Below are 19,797 nucleotides of genomic sequence, written 5' to 3'. Positions count from 1 at the left end.
GAGGAGTGAAAAGAGATGGACAGCAGGACAAGGATCATGGAGGCGGACGTGGTAGTTATAGGTGCAGGGCCGGCGGGCATTGCCGCCGCCATTGCCGCCGGCAGGCAGGGGGCAAGCGTCATCTTGATTGAACGGTACGGATTTGTCGGCGGGATGTCTACGGCTGCCGGGGTTTATCCTTGGATGACGTTTCATACACAGCAAGGGGTACGGGTCATCGGCGGCATTGCACAGGAAATTGTGGAGCGCCTGATGGAGCGCGGGGGCTCGCCCGGCCATCTTCGCGATACCGTCGGTTTCGTGCATACGCTGACGCCGTACCATCCAGAGATATATAAGGTGCTTGCCGTCGATATGCTGCGCGAAGCGGGGGTGAAGCTCGTCTCACACAGCTTCGTTGACGAAGTCGGGCGTGAAGGCGAATACATCCAATCCGTGACCCTTACTGGAAAATCGGGGCGAATCAAGGTGGACGGGAAGATGTTCGTCGATGCGTCCGGGGATGCGGATGTCGCTTATCTGGCGGGAGCGCCGACGCTTCAGGGGCGCGAAAGCGACGGGCTGTCGCAGCCGATGACGATGAAATTCCGGATGCGGGGCGTTGACGTGGAGGCGATTCGGAAGGCGATGCTGGCTGATCCCGACAACTTTTATCACAAGACGCCGTTTGCCGAGCTAGAGAAGGAGCTTATTCCGCTCACGGGGGTTTCCGGCTTTTATAAGGAGTGGAAAGCTGCCGAGGTCCCGATCAACCGCGATCAGGTTCTGTTGTTTATCGGACCGGAGAAGGATGAGGTGCTGATCAATTGTACGCGGGTACAAGGCTTAAGCGCGACCGATGTCGAGGAACTGACTTTGGCGGAGGAGGAAGGGCGCAAGCAGGTGCTGATGATGGCGGAATTTTTGAAATCGCGGGTGCCCGGATTTGCCGAGGCCTCCATTTCCTCGGTCGCACCCCAGATCGGAATTAGGGAGTCGCGCCGAATCGACGGTCTGTATCGGTTAACGATGGAGGACGTGGTGACGGGACGACATTTTGAGGACGGCATTGCGAGGAGCGGTTATCCGGTTGACTTGCATGATCCGTCAGGCAAAGGGATTATGGAGGCTTCCATCGAGAATGACGGTTCCTACAGCATTCCTTACCGCTGCCTGGTGGCCCGAGGGCCAGTAAATCTGCTCGCGGCGGGGCGCTGCATTTCAACCACGCATGAAGCACTGGCGACCACGCGCTTGACGCCAAGCTGCATGGCTACGGGTGAAGCGGCGGGCACCGCGGCGGCCCTGGCCTGCAAGGCGGGAATCACCGCGGCGGAAGTCGATGCATCGCAGCTCAGGGAGATGCTGCACGCCCAAGGGGCGATTGTGTGAAGAGACGCGGGCTAGCCGCTCCGGTATTAAACCTGGGGCGGCGCCGTATTTTTGCTGATTCAGAAGTATGAATTGTCTAAAAATCTATGTGATCGTCATCACCTGTGTTACGGATTTTTCAATATAGGGGTTTGACTACCCTCCATATATTCAATAAAAAAGCGACCGTGACCGGTCGCTTTTTGTGTGCCAGCTCAATACAATTCGGAAACAAGGGCTGCTGCTACGTATTTATGGCTGAGCGGGCTTCGCGTCAGTCGTGCGGGCCATTTCGTCCAGCGGACAAATATTTTTCGAAGAAGACGGGTCACCTATTGTTGTTCAATGAATTTTCATTCCCTATGTGCTTTTAATCACAAGTCATGGAGTATGAGGATGCTAGTTTAGAGATGTAAACAGAATAGAAATTCATCTTTATATATTGAAACAAAACAGAGGTGATGAACATGAGTGAATTCATTAATAACCGTGAGGAAGGAATTTCTGCTCATCGAACGGCCCGTATACATTTGCTCAAGGAAATCATTAAAGAGCTGCACCATGGAAAAAGCGTGGAAGAAGTGAAGTCAAAATTCAATCAAGCTGTAGGCGAAATATCAGTTGATGAGATTTCGGAGCTGGAACAAGTGCTGATGCAGGAGGAAGGAATACCGGTAACCGAAGTACAGCGACTGTGCAGCGTGCATGCTGCTGTATTCAAAGGTTCCATCCAAGACATTCACAGAGCTCATAAACCCGAAGAGCAGCCTGGACATCCTGTGTTTACGTTTAAGAGGGAGAACCAAGAAATCGATCGACTGGCAAATTTCACAATCGCGCTGCACCTGGATCAATTTCTGAAGGATCAAGGGGAGGCCAATCGCCTCAAATTGCTTGAGGATTTCAGTCTCCTCTATGACGTAGACAAACACTACAGCCGCAAAGAAAATTTGCTCTTTCCATTTCTCGAGAAATACGGAATTTATGGACCGACCAAAGTGATGTGGGCAGTCGATGACGGTATCCGAATGGGAATAAAAGAAGTGAAAGCCAAACTCACTGATTTTGAGGGCAATGCGCAGAGCGTAGTGGACCTTGCCAAACGCGTCTTAAATGAAGTAACAGAAATGATCTATAAAGAGGAACATATTTTATTGCCAATGGCTCTGGAGAAGTTGACGGAAGATGAATGGCTTCAAATTGCTGCCCAAAGCGAAGAAGTCGGTTATTGCTTGGTTGCGCCGGATCAACCATGGATTCCTGAAAGGGCAGCTGAACCTGGCGCAGATCAGGGATTGGGGTCTTCTCCGCTGCAAGAAGGTTACATCCGGATGAGTACAGGCATTTTATCGGTCAAACAGATGGAATCCATCTTAAATCATTTACCGGTCGACCTAACCTTTATTGATGAACATGATATCGTTCGATATTTTTCACAGGGCAAAGAACGAATCTTCGTTCGTACCAAAGCGGTGATCGGCCGAAGTGTTCAGAACTGCCATCCTCCGCAAAGCGTTCATGTCGTCAATCAGCTGCTCGCTGATTTCAAAGCAGGTGTCAAAGATGCAGAAGATTTCTGGATCCCGGTTAAAGATAAATTTGTCTACATTCGTTATTTTGCCGTAAGGGATGAAGAAGGAAACTACTTAGGCACGCTGGAATTCACTCAAAACATTAAGCCGATCCAGGAGCTCACCGGTCAAAAGCGGATCCTCTCACCGTAAGTTTCGTATGTTCAATTTAGTCAAAATGCGATCCGGCGAACTGTGGTTTCTAACAGCCACGCTTCGCCATCATACATACTAAAAGGGGCTGTCTCAAAAGTCATCGTAAATGACGGAGACAAGGCCTCTTTTTCATCTAGCCAAACAAAAAGAAACGGCTCTTTGATACAATAGAGGTATCACCACGGTACAGCTTAAGCAGTCGAAAGTGGAGTTAGCTGGATTAAAGGACTGTTCAAATCATTTTAGAAAGGCGCTAAATCATGAACGGGATATCGTATCGAAAATCCGTGGCATGGGGCAAAGCACTTGGTAGTTTATTGTTTGTGCTGGCCTGCCTGTTTCTGCTGTACGCGGCCTTTATTATGGATACTTCCTTTATTCGTAAGTTTTTTTGTATCACATCAGCCATAATAGGGATTCCGTTTTTTGGAGGTTATCTATATGTCAGCTTGCCAAAGGCGCTGAAATCAGACACGCAGCTGTTGATCTACGATCAAAATTCCATTTCAGATGGAACGCGGACCATGGCCTGGACGGAGATTACAAGTGTCAGCTATAGCGGCCCTTCCATTCGGAAGTGGCTGCTTCCGAAATTTCCTGTGCTGATTTTTCATTTGAACAACAGAGAGATCTGGACTGTGAATACGTATTATTTGTTGACCGATACCGAAATTCAGTCTGTCATGAAGCGCCTGCGAGGGTTGATCAGCCGTAACGGAAAGGAAACGAAACGGATCTGATCGAATCAGACCAAGAGAGCACCCTTTCGGTGCTTTTTGTTTTTCAAACAGACCGTCTTACACCAAGCATCTTCCAAATCAACCCAGCGATGTCTGATTCTGAACTTTGCGCAGTACTAGAATCTCCTCTATAATAATAGGCTAATCTTAAACTGCGTCAGGAGGAAGCAATGGACTTTATCAAAAATCAACTAGACGGATATGGCATGAGCGAACAAACCATTGGATATCTCTCGAATATGATCATGGTCGTTTTTATCGCGGTGGTCTCCATACTGGCCAATTTTATTACCAAAAAAATCGTGCTGAAGACGATTATTCATATCGTCAACAACAATCGGTACACATGGGACAATATCATCGTGGAGAAAAAAGTGTTCCACAAGCTGTCGCATCTTGTGCCGGCAATCATTATTTATTTTTCGGCGTCCATCTTTCCGGCGTACCAAATTCTGATTGAAAAAGCGGCCATGACGTACATGATTATCGTCACCATCACGGTGTTGAATGCGCTGCTTAATGCTTTTGATGACATTTATCGTTCATTTGAAGTTTCCAAGATCCGACCGATTAAGGGATACATTCAGGTGGTGAAAATCGTTCTGTTCATCATCGGAGGCATTGTGGTGATCTCGAACCTCATCGGGCAGAATCCTTTGATCATTCTCAGCGGGCTTGGTGCTCTATCGGCCGTTCTGATGCTGGTGTTCAAGGACTCCATACTGGGCTTGGTGGCAGGCGTTCAATTATCATCGAATGATATGGTGCGCGTCGGCGATTGGATTGAAATGCCGAAATACAATGCGGACGGCGACGTCATCGACATTACGTTGAATACGGTAAAAGTGATGAATTTCGATAAAACGATCACGATGATTCCCAGCTATGCCCTCATCTCGGACTCGTTCAAGAACTGGAGAGGCATGCAGGTATCCGGCGGCCGAAGAATTAAGCGAAGCTTCTATGTCGATACGAGCAGCATCTGTTTTTGCACCAAGGAAATGATCGAGGAATTTCAGAAGATACACTACCTTACCGATTATGTCACGACAAGACTACATGAGATTAACGCATACAACATCGAGAATCAGATCAATACGGAAAGCAACGTGAACGGCAGACAACTTACGAATGTGGGCGTGTTTAGGGAATATATCCATCAATACCTGCGGAATCATCCGAAAATCCATAAGGATATGACGCTGATTGTCAGGCAGTTAGCGCCGGGAGATAACGGACTGCCCTTGGAAATCTATGCGTTCAGCAATGATACCAACTGGGGTGTGTATGAATCGATTCAAGCGGATATCTTTGACCATATCTTTGCCGTTGCGCCGACCTTCGGGCTCCGTGCCTTCCAAAATCCAACCGGCCACGATATCGTCCATCTCAAAGAAAGCCCGGAATATTCCCGGGGATATTGAGAACGATTCCGGGGGGAGTTCAACGAGTTACAAGGATTTCATGCGGGAGGAGATTGGCTATCCGTTGTAGAAGCAATGGTAGAACGAGGCTATCGCTCAATCGAGCGCCATTGGTCGGGGACGATGCCCTCTCGCTCGAACTCGACATTGCCAGCACAGGAAAGGAGTGTCTACCATTGAACATCAACAATCCGATCATACCCGGCTGGTATGCAGATCCCGAAGCCAGAACGTATGAGGGAAAGCACTGGATTTATGCAACGCGGTCCTTCACGGAATATACGATGCAGATGAATTTGGACGCATTCAGTTCCGACGATCTGATCCATTGGGAGAAACACGAAGGCATTATCGAAATGGCGGATTTCCCATGGATATGGAGGGCGGTTTGGGCACCGACCCATATCGAGCACCAAGGGAAATATTATCTCGTGTTTGCATCGAACGATATCCAATCGGACGAGGAAACCGGCGGCCTGGAGATTGCCGTTGCGGACCGTCCGGAGGGGCCGTACAGAGGCTACTTAGGGAAGCCGCTCGTGGATAAGTTCATTCATCAGGCACAGCCGATCGATGCGCATCTATTCAAGGACGAAGATGGAACGATCTATCTGTATTATGGCGGATGGGGGCATTGCAACGTTGCGCGGATGAATGAAGAGATGACGGGATTCGTTCCATTGGCCGACGACGGCAATGAAATTTTCCGTTCCATTACGCCGGAGGGATACGTGGAAGGTCCTTGTATGATTAAGAAGGACGGACTTTATTATCTGATGTGGTCCATGGGCGGATGGACGAATGGAACCTATCGCGTAGCCTATGGCGTAAGCGACAATCCGCTCGGTCCATTCAAGAATGAAGGCACGATTCTGGAGCGTCAGGAGCCGATTGCCGAAGGACCCGGCCACCATGGCTACTTGCATTTGCAGGAGAAAGATGAATGGCTAATCGTATACCACCGCCGGATCATTGGAGACACCGAGCCGGGACATCGCCAGTTATGCATAGATCGGATGCGGATCGGCAACGGCAAGATTGAGCCGGTCATCATGACTTGACTTAGGGGGAATCAAGGGTGAAAAAGCGACTCGTGCAATCGGTCGCTTTTTTGCGTCTTCGTGAGGGTTAGGTGTCAGGAAAATACCGGAAATAATCCATATGATATAATCTAGTTATATCTTATTTCTTATGACCATGGCAGGAGGAAAGAACCCGAAATGGCGATATTGAAGAATGACTGGGCGACATATTTAGAGCAGGAGTTTACGAAGCCATACTACTTACAGCTGCGGGAATTTCTTATTGAGGAATATCGGACGAAGACCATTTTTCCCGATAAATACGATATTTTTAACGCGCTGCACTATACACCGCTGGCCGACACCAGGGTGGTCATTTTGGGCCAGGATCCTTATCATGGACCGGGTCAGGCCCACGGCCTAAGCTTCTCTGTCAAAGAGGGCGTCAGCACGCCTCCTTCCTTGCAAAATATGTACAAGGAGCTTCAGGATGATCTGGGCTGCTTCATTCCCAATAACGGCCATCTGATAACATGGGCGAAGCAGGGGGTACTGCTTCTAAATACGGTGCTCACCGTAAGGGCCCATGAAGCGAATTCTCATAAAAACAGGGGATGGGAAAGCTTTACGGATAAGGTTATTGAGACGATCAACCGGAAAAATGAGCCTGTCGTGTTCCTGTTATGGGGAAGCCACGCCCAGAAGAAGGCGGGGCTCATTACGAACCGGCAGCATAAACTGATTCGTTCGCCGCATCCGAGTCCGTTGTCTGCGCATCGAGGCTTTTTTGGCAGCAAGCCGTTTTCTCGCGCGAACGAATTTCTACGCAGTATGGGGCTTCAGGAAGTGGATTGGCAGATTCCGAACTTGTAAGCGGAAGGAGAGGGCATTAGCGAAACCTCTGCATTCCGCAAGCGATAGTATCTAAACAAAAAACCACATCCGCATGAGGATGTGGTTTTCGTTTACTATTAAGGATAGACTCTTGCTTTTCTAACGGCCCGATTCGAAAGCGTAGGCCCACAGATATCCTTTCGATTCCAATAGAAGGGCATCCGGCCTTTCTTTCGGCTTCATGACGATGCTGTTGTTCGCATTCATGATATAACCATCATTCACTCGTTCGATGACGATGGGAATATCGAGCTCCATAAACAGCTGACGCATCCGGTAAATCGTATTGTACAGATTGGAAAGCGCTCGTTTTTCCTCCACGTTCGTCCAGAGATCATCGAGGATTCTCCACTTCGGGCACAATTTATTCTCATGCAGCAGCAAATAGTAAAACAGCTCCTCCGTGATGCGGGTTGGCCATTTGACAAGCTGCTCGCCTTTCATAACGGAAGCTTCCCCATATAACTGGACGTCGAGTTCCTTCTTCTGGGCCTGCTTTGGTCTCTGGCCGTAATACTTCTGAAGGCGTTCATCCAGATGCTTCACCATATTGATGGTCATCGGTTTCAAGAGATAATCCAGGGCTTGCACGCGAAAGGCTTGCACGGCATACTGCTGGTGAGCGGTCGTGAAGATCACAGGCACGTCGATCCCGTTCTCCACCAAGTTCTGAGCCAGCTGAAGTCCCGTCATTCTCGGCATTTCAATGTCGAGCACGAGTGCGTCCAGATCCAGCTTCGGTATTTCCTGCAGCGCATCGAACGGCGATTCGTAGCAGCCTACAACCTGAAACGGGCCATGCGTTTCAAGCAAACGGGCATGCAGGCCCAGAATCGGTTTCTCATCCTCCACGATAATGATCTTCCACATTACCCTTGTCCCTCCTTCACGGGAATCGTTATTTGAATGGTTGTTCCGTTGCCCGGCGACGAGTGAAGCTCCAGGCTTCCTTGGGTAAGATCATGTACGCGCCGACGTACATTCGTGAACCCGATTCCGGCATTGGCGGCCGTTCCCCCCATCAACTGAGCGCACTGCGCGGCCGACATGCCAACGCCATCATCAGCGACGCGTATGTTCAGGCGGGATGCGTGCAGGGAGATGGTGACCTGGACATGTCCCGGACCTTCCTTGTCGAATAGGCCGTGGCGTATCGCATTCTCGACTAAAGGCTGCAGGAGCAGGCTAGGAATCCGAACATGCTCCGCGGCAATGGACGGATCGATGTCATAAGCGAAGGTTAATCGTTCGCCGAATCTGGCTTTTTCCACCTCGACATAGGCCTCGATAATTTCCAGCTCCTTTTGCAGGGTGGAGAATTGTCCATCCCGGCTCGTTTCAAAGATATAACGCAGGAAAGAACTGAGCATCGTTAGAAGATAGGCAGCACGCTCCCCGTCCGTATAACAAAAGGCAATGATGTTGCTAAGCGCGTTGTATAGAAAATGCGGTTTAATTTGGGTCTGCAGAAAGGCCATTTCATACTCAATCGCCTTCAGCATCGACTGCTTCGTTTGTTCCGCAGCGTTCAAGCGGGCCATCAAGGTCTCTTTGGAAAAAGGCTTCAGCAAATAATCATTGGCACCGGCTGCAAAAATCATTTCAACATGTCTGGGATATTCGGAAGAAATCATCATCAAGATCGGCAGGTCCATTAAGGATGCCTGTGTACGGATTTGCCGAAGCAATTCCAGACTATCCATGTCGCCTGGAATGATGTCATCCATGATCATCATCGCGATTTCCGGATGATTCCTGTAGTAGTCAAGCGCTTCTTGAGCCGAATAAGCGATTCGTACCTTGTAAGCGTCCCCCAGCATATCCCTCATGACTTCCGCATGCATCACGTCATCATCCACAATCAGGAGCGTTCCTAACGTCCGATCTTCTGCGTGCGCCGCAGACTGTAGATCGTATTCATGCTCCGCTGCGTTAACCGGCTCTTTACATTCGCTGAAAGCCAGGGTGACCGTAAAGCGAATGCCGCGTTGCAGGCGTTCGTATGCGATGCTTCCATTCATCTGTTGGACGAGTTCCTCCGTCATCATAAGCCCCGAAGAATGCGGGCGCTCCCGATTCGCTGCCATGGATTCGCCGCTTGACGTCACTCGAAGCAGGACTTCCGTGCCCACCTGTACGGCTTCAATGCTCAGCCGATCATCTACGGTATCGTGAGAGATCTCGGTCATGATCCGGATGAATACCTGCGTCAGGCGCTGCTCATCCGCCCATACGTAAAGCTGCTTCGGAATCTGTTCATTGATTGCGATCTTCTTCTTCGTGAAGGTAAACTGCATCAGCTGAATGACATGGAGCATGACCATCCGAACATTGGTGGACTTGAGCTGGATCGCGTAATCATCAAACCGAATGCGGGTGAAATCATGCAGATCCCTCAATAAATACACCATGTTCCCCATCAGCTGTTCAGCCAAGTACAATTGCTCGCCTTGCTTCTCGCGACGGGGTTCCCGGTTGATGGACCCCACCAGATGAACGGCATCGTGCAGAGGCCTCTGCAGGTCTTGCGTCGTGACCTTCAAGAAGGCATCCTTCGCATCGTTAGCCTTCTGCAGCCTGGTGCTCAGCTTCTCCGATTCCTCGGCCCGGTTCATCAGGCGTATGCCCAGAAAAACATTCATCGTCATGACAAACCCGACCAGCCCGATTCGGTTCATATAGTTGCGCCCGGTGAAGAATAAGCTGTCCGATGAAGCGCTTATCGCGAATACGGCTAGAAACAGAAGCATCGACATGAGAATGACGGCTTCATTCTTACGGATGTTGATTCGCTTCTTCATCGTCAGATAGAAGATGCGAATAATAATGCCTAAGATTAATCCATCGTTGTAATAAAAGAGCGGATACTGCGTAATCGACATGGTTCTGGCCGGAAGAACCGCATTGAAGAACGCGTAGGCCAGGATCGGCAGAAACAGCAGATACATCGTCTTTCGGCTCATGATGGAAGGAATCATTTTGACGATAAAGACAATCAGCAAGGTGGAGGCCAAGAAGGTCAAGCTGTCCTGCAGGCGAAAATAGAGCTCAAAGGGAAATGACGGAAATTCCCGAATGAACAGCCGCTCTCCTCGCAGCACGATGACCCATGCCAATAGCAGAAAGTGCAGACCGCTGTACAAGAAGGCCTCGTCCTTCGTTCGCAGCATGTAGATCGTGATATGGAACATGCTGAACAGCAGCAAACATAAGGTAGCCGTCCATTCCAAGGAAAGATCCCGCTGTACGTCTTCCTTCATCTGCTCGGCGTCGCCGAAATCGATCGGCAGGACGATGCCGCCTCTCGTGTTATAGAAATTGGAGGCATGAATGGTAATCAGCAGCTGCCGGCCCTCCGGTTTAAAATACGCTTCATAGGCAGGATTATCCGGGGTTGTCGCATGTTTGGTTGCTGCCACGGTCCCTTTTTTCGATAGGGGTACGCCATCAATATAGATGGTGTGGGCAGACCAGATATTCCGAACACGGAGACCGATCTCATCGGTCCAGTGGTCCGGCAGGTAGACGATTAACTGATAGGATCCCCACTCGACATCCGATGCCCAGGGACCGGGTACTGAAAGATAATCGGTTTCGCTTGAAAAGTCGGCCGGGTCGACAAAAGATTCGGCGGTGAATTTCCAATCGCCGGCTAGCGATACAAACGGCGAATCCTTGAGCTCTCGCAAGTCAAGCACGCCGTCTACGGCTTTGATATGGACGGCACCCGTGTCCCGGTCGCTGAAAATCATATAGAGAATGGCGATTAAGGCGCAAATTGCACCCAGATAACCCATCCACTTTTTCATGTATAGTCACACCCTTATGGACTCTATCATATGGCAAAGATCTCTCAAAAATCTACCTGTCGATAATAGTCGAAATTTGAGAGATTTTTGAGAGATGCTTCTGATATGTTGAAATTAACAATTTTTACAATCTGCTTCGTTGGAGGGAGTTATCCGCACAAATTTATATCTGAATGGGACAAGGGGTCAAGGGTCGTTGTTGGATGTCATACGGTTACTAACTTACAGGATGGGTGAAATAGTTGAAGAAAAAGATAATTTCAATGATCATGGCAACGCTGTTAATTGTTACGAATATGCCAATGGCATATGCGCTCTCGCCGGTAGCAGAGGTTTACTATAATGCCGGAACGAGCATCTATGATTCCAGTGATTTTGAGAGCCAGTTGAATGATGCAATTAAAGCCCGGTTGAGCGCACAAGGCGTAAATCCTAAATATGTGTCCATCATGGACGCGAGCGCAGACCGGACAACGGTAACGGATACGACGTATGTGCATGCCGGATATGACAGCTGGTATATAGACCAATTTGGCTATGCGATTCCCCCGGCGGTTGAAACTGCCGATTACAATCACGTTCAAGCTTCCAACGGCGGCAACACGTTAACCTTCTATGGTTATACCTCGCCCGCGTATAAGGATTTCATGCTGACGCAGGGAAGCCCTTCAGGCAAGAAGATCATTACCTTCGACATGGATGAATCCAAAGTGGATTACCACAGCATGGAAGGCGGCGGTTTTCTATTTAATACCCAAATCGACGTCAGCGGGAAATTAAGCGGGTATGCGATTTTATATGTTCAAGGTGCCATCAATGTATATAAGATCGATGGCGTAGACGCATCCGCTCTGCACAATGAAACATGGAGTCCTTTGAGTTCCATGTCAGGCGTTACCTCCATCGGAAGTTTTCCGAAAGGGGCATCCACCCACCACAGCATTAAAATCGTCGTAACGGATACGACGCTGAGCATGTGGGATAATGGCGACCAAATCATTCGTAATCTAGCCCTCCCGGACGTTTACGGAGATGAATTTGGTCCGATCGTCAGCCATATAGGCCATGGCTGCGAGATCATTTCGATTTTTTCGTTCGACAATATGAAATTATATTCAACTTCGAGTAAGCCGTTGGATGTAGCGGTCGATAATATCCTGTGGGGGACGTCGCCGCTGCGTTATGTCGTGAACATTAACGATGACCCGCGCGGGGATTTGGATCAGGGAACGAACCAATCCAAGCTGACGGAGTCGTTCAATAACAAAGGCACACAGTATATCGGCGTTACGGAGTCGACTTATACGGACACCAACGATGATTTTATCCGCGGCCTGAACGAAGGCGGACTGCATGTCGATTCCGACAAATCCACCGACGACATCATTCAAGAAATTGCGAATCGGATCGCGGATCAGCTTGTTTCCGATTATAAAGAAGCCATTCAAGCCATTGAAACGGCAGAGGACAAAACCGATATCGAGTACCATCCCGGCGACACGAAAAATTCGGTGAAAAACAATTTAACATTGAAGCAAGACGATGACGTCACTACTACCTGGTCCTCCGACCAGCCGTCGGTCATCGCACCTGATGGAACCGTGACGAGACCGGTTACGAACCAGTCGGGAACTTACGTGACCTTGACGGCAACCATCACCAAAGACGGGCTGACAAGCGAGAAGACGTTTACCGTCTATGTTCTTGCCGCAGATCCGGCTCCCTTAAGCACATTGAGCGCTGTTGCGGGCAATGGGCAAGCGACATTGAAATTCCCTGCTTTAACAGGTGCAACAAACATCGTGGTTGAACAGTCTACCGACGGTACCAACTTCACGCAGGTAAGACCATCGGAAACGCTGGATGCGTCTTCAACAAGCGCAACCGTAACCGGATTAACGAACGGTGAAACCTACTATTTCCGACTGAACGTCGAATCCGGACTATATGACGGCGTATCCAACGTAGTCCAAGCCTCGCCTTCGAAATCGTTAACCACGTTATCGGCCGATGCAGGCAATGGGCAAGTGACATTGAATTTCCCGGCATTAACAGGTGCAACGAGCATTGTGGTTGAACAATCTATGGACGGCACCGCGTTTACTGCGGTTAGCCCATTGGAGACATTAGATGCTGCTTCTACAAGTGCAACCGTAACCGGTTTGACGAACGGCGAGACCTATCATTACCGATTGAACGTCACATCGGGTCCATATGCTGGCTTGTCCAATGTGGTTCAGGCTTCCCCTTCGGAACCGATCACCACGTTGTCGGCCGTTGCGGGCGTTGGACAAGTGACATTGAATTTCCCTGCTTTAACGGGGGCAACGAACATCATTGTGGAAAAATCTACGGACGGCACCACGTTCACGCCGGTCAATCCAGTGGAGACCTTGGATGCCGGTTCCACGAGTGCAACCATAGCCGGTTTATCGAGCCGTGAAACCTACTATTTCAGATTAAATGTCGAATCAGGTCCACATGCAGGTTTGTCCAATGTGGTTAGCATCAAGCCAAACGCGCCTGCGGTACCAGTAGAAAATCCGCCTGCAGGGAATACAAACGTCGTACAGCAACCTGCACCTACTATGAAAACGGACGTTGTTGTTTCCGATCAAGCCAACGGGGGCAAGGTCGTTCAGGACAAAATTACGAAGCTCGTCGGAGACAGTCTGAAAGTATCGGGGAAAATAAAATCGGCAAACGGTCAAGAATTGAATCTGCCGAATATTGTCATGAATCAGGACGGCAGCTTTACGCTTCCAAAAGTTGCATCAGGCGAATATACGTTGTCGCTGAACGTGATCGCGCCTAACGGAGAGAAGCTGGCTGGCCCTGCCGGCAAGCTAAGCGTCGATAGCAATGGAAATGCCAAGTTATCGGTTGATTTGGTTGATCCATATGGCACGATTCTCGATAAGGTGACGGAACAGCCAGTTGCAGGCGTGAAGATGCAATTGTATTGGGCCGATACGGAGCTGAATCGTTCCAAAGGCAGAGTGCCGGGAACGCTTGTCCATTTGCCTGAGCTTCCGGATTTTGCACCCAACAAGAACCATAACCCGCAAATGAGCTCAGACAGCGGTCAATATGGCTGGATGGTTTACGCCAATGGCGATTACTACTTCTTGGGCGAGAAGAACGGATACGTTGTTTTTGACAGCCGTACCGATAAGCGTGAAGAGCGCTTTGGCGCTGACAGTTATATTAAGGACGGAGTCATCCACGTCGGCGACACGATCGTGAAATTCAGCTTCTCCCAGGAGCCGAAAGTGAAGGCCGCAGGCGATCATCGCGCATACATGGTCGGATATCCTGACGGCACGTTCCAAGCGGATCGTGGCATTGTCCGGTCCGAAATGGCTGCGATCCTGTCCCGTTTGTATACATCCGCAGCGAGCTCGAAGAAAGTATCGTATTCGGATGTGAGTGCGAAACATTGGGCAACGAACGCGATTACGACCGCAACCAACAATAAATGGATGGTCGGTTTCGGCGACAATACGTTCAAACCGAAGAAACAGATCACGCGGGCGGAATTTGCACAGATTCTCATGAATTTGTATAAATGGGACGCTGCCCAGGAGAGCACATACACGGACGCAGCGGGACACTGGGCTGAAAAAGCCATTGCAACGGCTCAGGAGCAAGGTGTGCTGTTCGATTTCACGGAGGAGACCTTCCATCCGAATCAGCCGATTACGAGATTAGAGGTTGTTCGAATCCTGAACCAACTGCTGGATCGTAAACCTTGGGATATCAAGGTTGAACCGAAGTGGACCGATGTTCCGGAAAACCACGACTATTATTCAGACATCATGGAAGCTTCGATTCCGCATGGGTTTGAGCAGCTTGAGACCGGAATTGAAGATTGGAAGGAATAGGGGCGTCAGCGAAAGGTGGCTATCAATAGTCACCTTTCGCCTCCACGCATACTTTAAAGACCACCTTTTTAAGGTGGTCTTTTGCCGTTGGATATACATTTTGGTTCTGCGAAACGACGTATATATATAATTTGAAGACGACAGCATCATAAGGCTGTCGCCTTCAAATTTTAGAGTTGGGTATAGACGCAGATATATTAATATCTTTTTATTCTTATAAATAAGTTATTGGTCCAATACTATTTTCTCCTTCGATCATATGATACCTAGAATACGATTAAAGGAGGACTTATCATGGCTGAACAGGTTAGAGTGAGCCCGCAATTCAAAAGGCTTTGCAACCAATTTGGAAGAATCCTAGGCGGCGAATCGGAAATCGAAGAAGGTCCGGTTTGTTTTGTCACGCGGATGACGAACTTAAGAGAGACGATTTTGGGAAGAAGAACGCGTTCCCCTTTGGTTCAAATGCAGATGTTTTCGTTTGAATCGCTTGATCAGTCGGGCCGCGCGCTTTGTTTGGGTGAGACTGCCGTGCATCAAAACCAGGTGAATCGATTGATGTCGAATCTCCGCAAACGGGGGATTAAAGTAACGGCGCTCCATAATCACTGGCTAAAAGAACAGCCTCGTTTAATGTATATGCATTGGGAATCGATTGACAATCCGGTTGCGTTTGCCAGAAAAACAAAAGAATCCATTGCCTTCTTGGGTTGATGCAGTTGGGCTATATCGTTCGTATTCTATCATTTCATGAGAGGATGATTTCGTATGGCGGAAGTGCAAGCAAGTCCTCGTTTTAGAAGGTTATGTAACCAGTTCTCAGCCATTTTAGGCGGAACGGAGCATGAAATTACAAAAGGTCCGGTTTGTTTTGTCTCCAGAAATAGAATAATTAAGGCATCTATTTTAGGCAGACGTACCACTTCTCCTTTGGTCCGTTACCAACTCTTCTCGTTTGAATCGCTGGATAGTTCCGGTCGCGCGCTTTGTTTGGGAGAAACGGCTCTCTTCCAAGGCCAAGTGAATCGATTGCTGTCGAATCTTCGCAAGAACGGGATTAAAGTAACGGCCGTCCACAATCACTGGTTGTTTGAAAATCCCCGCCTGATGTATGTGCACTGGGAGTCCGTCGATGATCCCATTGCATTTGCAAGAAAAGTAAAGCGTTCTATTGCATTTTTAGGTTAACTATCGGATGGGAAAATATTAGAAAAGCGACCGTAATCGGTCGCTTTTTTACGAGTTTATATCTCTAGTGATAGTTCTTGGACTCATTCTCCTTGTATTTGCCGTCGCTGTCATGCAGAGCCTGTTTACGGCGATCATTGCGGGCTTGCTGCTGTTGCTGGGCCTCATGGCTGTTCACGGGTGTCTCTGCCAATTGTTCCACCGTGTTGATCAGGTTCTTGTCCGGTTGGTTCGTGCTCAATGGAAAGGTCCTCCTTATTTACTGGAATCGATTGTGATGTTTATTATGTGCTGGCGGTTGTGCAGCTATTCGTAACTACAGCTTTGGTTTGAACGAGGGCCTAGACTTGTTCTCTCCAGGCATAGAAAAAAAGACCCGGCGGAAGCCGGGTCTTCTACATATGACATCTTCGATCATCAATCGATTATATTTGATCCTTCGGGGCAAGTTCAATGGCAGAACGAATCGCGGCGAGCATGCTCTTGTCATCGGCGATGTTCTTCCCTGCAATATCGAAGGCGGTGCCATGGTCGACCGAGGTGCGGATGATGCCGCCTTTCAGTCCGACCGTAATGTTCACGCCCTCTTCGATGCCCATGACCTTGATCGGGGCATGTCCCTGGTCATGGTAGCAGGCCACGACGATATCGAAATCGCCTCGGCCGGCTCTGAAGAACAACGTATCCGCAGGGAGGGGGCCAACCACGTTAATGCCTTCCCGTTGGGCACGCTCGATGCCCGGGAGCAGCTTTTCTTCTTCTTCGCCGTTGCCGAACAATCCGTTTTCGCCCGCATGCGGGTTGATTCCGCAGACCGCGACTCTTGGATTGTCGAAACCGGCCTTTTTCAAGGTATCGTGGGCCAGTTTGACGACGGTATACGTTCTTTCCGGGTTGATGCTCTGAATGGCCTCGATCAATCCCATATGCGTCGTCAGATGAATGACCCGGAGGTTCGGGGTCGTCAGCATCATCGAGAAATCCTTGGTATCCGTGAGATCAGCCAAAATTTCGGTGTGACCCGGATACATATGTCCACCTTGATGCAGAGCTTCCTTGTTCAGCGGAGCCGTACAGATGGAATGGATCTTCCGCTGCTTCGCCAGATCGATGGCTCTGGCCAGAAATTGAAAAGCGGCATCTCCCGCGACGGCTGATACCTCGCCGAATGCAAGGTCAGCCGGCACGAGGTCCAGATCGATGACGTCTACGGTGCCAAACTCGTATTTTGCCTCGGAGGGCTCTTGAATGGCGTTTACCTTCAGGCTTGAGCCGATAATCGGCAGCACGCGTTCCAATATTTTGGCGTCGCCGATCACGAGCGGGTTGCAGTTATCGTACATCTCCTGATGGGATAAGGCCTTCATAATGATTTCGGGTCCGATGCCTGCCGCATCGCCCATCGTAATTCCAACCGTCGGTTTCATGCTGGATTACCTCCTTTTATCGTTTGAATCGCATGGATAAATACGTCCGGCTTGCCGAATCCGCCTGCCTTGGTGACCACATACAGATCGTCAATCCCTATAAATTTCGAGATCGGCACGCCGATTTCCAGCTCGTCCAGCAATTCGAAGCCGCTAATGCTCCATTGCATGCAGATTTGTTTGGCCGTGTCTCCGCCTGTCATGGATACGCCCTTGAAATAACCTTGCTCCAGCAGCTGAGCACAGATTTCTCCCATGACGCGGACAATCTCATTACTGACCTCGGTGTGATTGAGCCCGCGGGCTTCGCCTACGGCACGGGCCTGTTCGATGTCGGAAGACTCCGCCGTCGAATAGATTACGATATCTTTGCCTTCCAGTGCGTGCAGCTTGACTTCTTGATATACGCGATCCATTTCTTCCGTGCGCTCCGCTGAATCGGACACAGCCTTATAAGACACGAATTGCACGGGAACCACGTCGGTATGCTCAAGCAAAAGCTTCAGCTGGGCACGGGAGTTCTTGTTCACGCTGCCGACCACGGTAAGGATGGGTCCCTGATTCTGCGCGATAGCTAGCTCCCTCGGTTTGGACGAAATATGGTAATGGGCGGGCAGATAATTGGCGATGCCTGCAGAGCCGGCCCATGCGAATTTGTATGGAAGCTGCTCGGTGATGTGCAGGATGAACTCCAGATGAGCTTCTTCCGTGGAATCGATCAGCACATACGGTATGTTATGTTCTTGAAACTCTTTTAATTTGCCTTCAATGCGGCCTGCTCCAGCCTCCAGATCACGGACTGAGATCTCGCCGACGGCATACTTGGTTTGCAGCTTCAGCAAGTCGGGAAGATAGGAGTGGGTGACAGGCGTTTTGGGATCATGGGCAATCTCGGTTTCGGCTAACGGTACTCCATTCAAGTAATGGGTAGCGTTAAGAATGGTTCGATTGTTCTTGGGATAACCCGGAGCGATCATCATAAAGTCCGGCTTCGCCACATCATACAGCGCATCAATTTCGGTCCCGATATTGCCGCGCATGGTGGAGTCCATTTTTTTGAAAATCGTATCAAACCCGGCATCCGTTAAAAATCGAGCGGCCCGGCTTACTCGCTGATAAGCTTCTTCGGGTGTTATGGAACGGCTGTCCGTATCGAAAACAACGGCATCGTAATGACGAATGTTGTCTTTGTCCATATCGAACAGAACGCTTGTTTTAAGGCCATGACGAGCGAGTTGGACCCCGCTGTCATTGGCGCCAGTCAAATCATCTGCAATGATGGCTAATTTCATGCAGTTACCTCCTCCTTGAGAAAAACGATGCATTCGAGGGGTTAGGGATAACCTCTATGCTGCAGGGTTGTTGTATTTTTCGACGCCGCCTGATTTCTCCAGTCGCTTGGACAGGAATCCAATAAAGACAGGCAGCAGTATGGCGGTCGTCACGACGCTCGCGGCGATTTGCACGGTCGCGATTTCGGCAATCGGCGCGAAGGAAGCATTCGCGGCGACGATCGCAGCCGGCGTGCCTACCGCATTACCCGCTGTGGAGCCCTCGGAAGCACCGACAATCGGATTCCAGCCGATCGCCTTGAACAGAAGAAAACCAATACCGCCCGTGAGCAGGACCGTCAGCACGCCAAGCAGAATACCGCTCAGTCCGCCTTGAATGATGGATGAGAAATTGATGCCCATACCGAGCGAGAAGGCAAAGAACGGAACCAGCTTGTCACTGCCTTTATGCAGCCATTCTGCCATATTCCGGTCCAGGTTCCCGATGACGACGCCGACGAGCAGCGGAAGCAGTACGGCAACGAAAGACATCGCTGAGAACATGCCGTTGGCAAAACCCATGGCACCGAAGATCGAGAGCGCGACCATCGTCAAGAACGGTCCGTCGCTTAATGCCAGGAAAGGATAGGCTGCTTTGTCATCCTCTTTTCCGTATTGTCCGGCTAACGCAATATACAGTCCGCCGTTTGAATTCGTCATGGCCGCGATAATGGCCAGAGGGGCAAGGCCCAGGAATAATCCGCTGGAATCCGCAAACAGGATGGCGACCAAGCCTAATAGCGCGCCGATCGTCCACTTAAACACAAGCAGCGTGACGCCTTTTCCCACCGACGAACCCGCCGTTTTGAACGTGATCTGCGTGCCGGCAATCAATAAGAAAAGAGCGATGAGCGTACTCGAGCTATTCACGAATAAGGCTTCCGTAAACCCGCCGATCCGCAAAGCGTTTGGTGCGAATGTATTGATGCACGCTCCGATGAGGAGGGGAACAACCATCATACCGCCAGGGATACGATCTAATGTCGCTTTAATTTTCATAA

General features: G+C 49.7%; 15 protein-coding genes. 9 read left to right on the top strand and 6 right to left on the bottom strand.

Annotated features, from left to right (window positions below):
- Positions 1 to 15: 15 nt before the first annotated feature.
- From JNUCC32_RS23600 to JNUCC32_RS23575, 6 genes are all read left to right on the top strand, one after another.
- Positions 16 to 1,371, top strand: a complete 1,356-nt coding sequence (locus JNUCC32_RS23600; RefSeq protein ID WP_192570033.1) for an FAD-dependent oxidoreductase — start codon at positions 16 to 18, stop codon at positions 1,369 to 1,371.
- Positions 1,372 to 1,817: 446 nt separating this feature from the next.
- Entirely contained in the window at positions 1,818 to 3,074 is a 1,257-nt protein-coding gene (locus JNUCC32_RS23595) for a DUF438 domain-containing protein (RefSeq protein ID WP_192570032.1), read from the top strand.
- Positions 3,075 to 3,337: 263 nt separating this feature from the next.
- Positions 3,338 to 3,817, top strand: a complete 480-nt coding sequence (locus JNUCC32_RS23590) for a DUF5381 family protein (protein WP_192570031.1) — start codon at positions 3,338 to 3,340, stop codon at positions 3,815 to 3,817.
- A gap of 170 nt (positions 3,818 to 3,987) precedes the next feature.
- A complete protein-coding gene (locus JNUCC32_RS23585) occupies positions 3,988 to 5,241 on the top strand; it encodes a mechanosensitive ion channel family protein (RefSeq protein WP_192570030.1) in 1,254 nt (417 codons plus the stop codon).
- A 176-nt stretch (positions 5,242 to 5,417) separates the two neighbouring features.
- A complete protein-coding gene (locus JNUCC32_RS23580) occupies positions 5,418 to 6,302 on the top strand; it encodes a glycoside hydrolase family 43 protein (protein WP_192570029.1) in 885 nt (294 codons plus the stop codon).
- 159 nt (positions 6,303 to 6,461) lie between these two features.
- Entirely contained in the window at positions 6,462 to 7,136 is a 675-nt protein-coding gene (locus JNUCC32_RS23575) for a uracil-DNA glycosylase (RefSeq protein WP_192570028.1), read from the top strand.
- A 120-nt stretch (positions 7,137 to 7,256) separates the two neighbouring features.
- Here JNUCC32_RS23575 and JNUCC32_RS23570 read toward each other — a convergent pair whose 3' ends face one another.
- Positions 7,257 to 8,027, bottom strand: a complete 771-nt coding sequence (locus JNUCC32_RS23570; RefSeq protein WP_096774883.1) for a response regulator — start codon at positions 8,025 to 8,027, stop codon at positions 7,257 to 7,259.
- The gene (locus tag JNUCC32_RS23565; protein ID WP_192570027.1) at positions 8,027 to 10,966 is read right to left on the bottom strand and encodes a histidine kinase; all 2,940 of its coding nucleotides are present in this window, start codon (positions 10,964 to 10,966) and stop codon (positions 8,027 to 8,029) included. Before JNUCC32_RS23565 ends, JNUCC32_RS23570 begins: the two co-directional genes overlap by 1 nt.
- A gap of 242 nt (positions 10,967 to 11,208) precedes the next feature.
- Here JNUCC32_RS23565 and JNUCC32_RS23560 point away from each other — a divergent pair, with 242 nt between their 5' ends.
- The 3 genes from JNUCC32_RS23560 (at position 11,209) to JNUCC32_RS23550 (ending at position 16,038) form a co-directional block, all read left to right on the top strand.
- Positions 11,209 to 14,850, top strand: coding sequence for an S-layer homology domain-containing protein (locus JNUCC32_RS23560; protein ID WP_228468812.1), 3,642 nt, complete (start codon positions 11,209 to 11,211; stop codon positions 14,848 to 14,850).
- A gap of 294 nt (positions 14,851 to 15,144) precedes the next feature.
- A complete protein-coding gene (locus JNUCC32_RS23555) occupies positions 15,145 to 15,564 on the top strand; it encodes a DUF1259 domain-containing protein (RefSeq protein ID WP_012818536.1) in 420 nt (139 codons plus the stop codon).
- Positions 15,565 to 15,618: 54 nt separating this feature from the next.
- Positions 15,619 to 16,038 carry a DUF1259 domain-containing protein gene (locus JNUCC32_RS23550; RefSeq protein ID WP_192570026.1) on the top strand — a complete coding sequence of 140 codons (420 nt, stop codon included), beginning with the start codon at positions 15,619 to 15,621 and terminating at the stop codon, positions 16,036 to 16,038.
- A 64-nt stretch (positions 16,039 to 16,102) separates the two neighbouring features.
- Here JNUCC32_RS23550 and JNUCC32_RS23545 read toward each other — a convergent pair whose 3' ends face one another.
- The 4 genes from JNUCC32_RS23545 to JNUCC32_RS23530 all read right to left on the bottom strand — a co-directional run bounded on the left by JNUCC32_RS23545 (position 16,103) and on the right by JNUCC32_RS23530 (position 19,795).
- Positions 16,103 to 16,279, bottom strand: coding sequence for a hypothetical protein (locus JNUCC32_RS23545; protein WP_012818538.1), 177 nt, complete (start codon positions 16,277 to 16,279; stop codon positions 16,103 to 16,105).
- A gap of 184 nt (positions 16,280 to 16,463) precedes the next feature.
- Positions 16,464 to 17,465, bottom strand: coding sequence for a 4-hydroxythreonine-4-phosphate dehydrogenase PdxA (gene pdxA / locus JNUCC32_RS23540; protein WP_192570025.1), 1,002 nt, complete (start codon positions 17,463 to 17,465; stop codon positions 16,464 to 16,466).
- Entirely contained in the window at positions 17,462 to 18,757 is a 1,296-nt protein-coding gene (locus JNUCC32_RS23535) for a four-carbon acid sugar kinase family protein (protein ID WP_192570024.1), read from the bottom strand. The genes pdxA and JNUCC32_RS23535 overlap by 4 nt, the downstream gene beginning before the upstream one ends.
- A 54-nt stretch (positions 18,758 to 18,811) precedes the next feature.
- On the bottom strand, positions 18,812 to 19,795 hold the full coding sequence (locus JNUCC32_RS23530; protein WP_192570023.1) for a 2-keto-3-deoxygluconate permease: 984 nt from the start codon (positions 19,793 to 19,795) through the stop codon (positions 18,812 to 18,814).
- Positions 19,796 to 19,797 lie beyond the last annotated feature (2 nt).

Origin of the sequence: Paenibacillus sp. JNUCC32, assembly GCF_014863545.1 — a bacterium.
GTDB classification, from domain to species: Bacteria; Bacillota; Bacilli; order Paenibacillales; family Paenibacillaceae; genus Paenibacillus_AQ; species Paenibacillus_AQ lautus_A.
The sequence above is the reverse complement of the archived record's forward strand: the minus strand, read 5'-3'. Positions and strand labels throughout refer to the sequence as shown.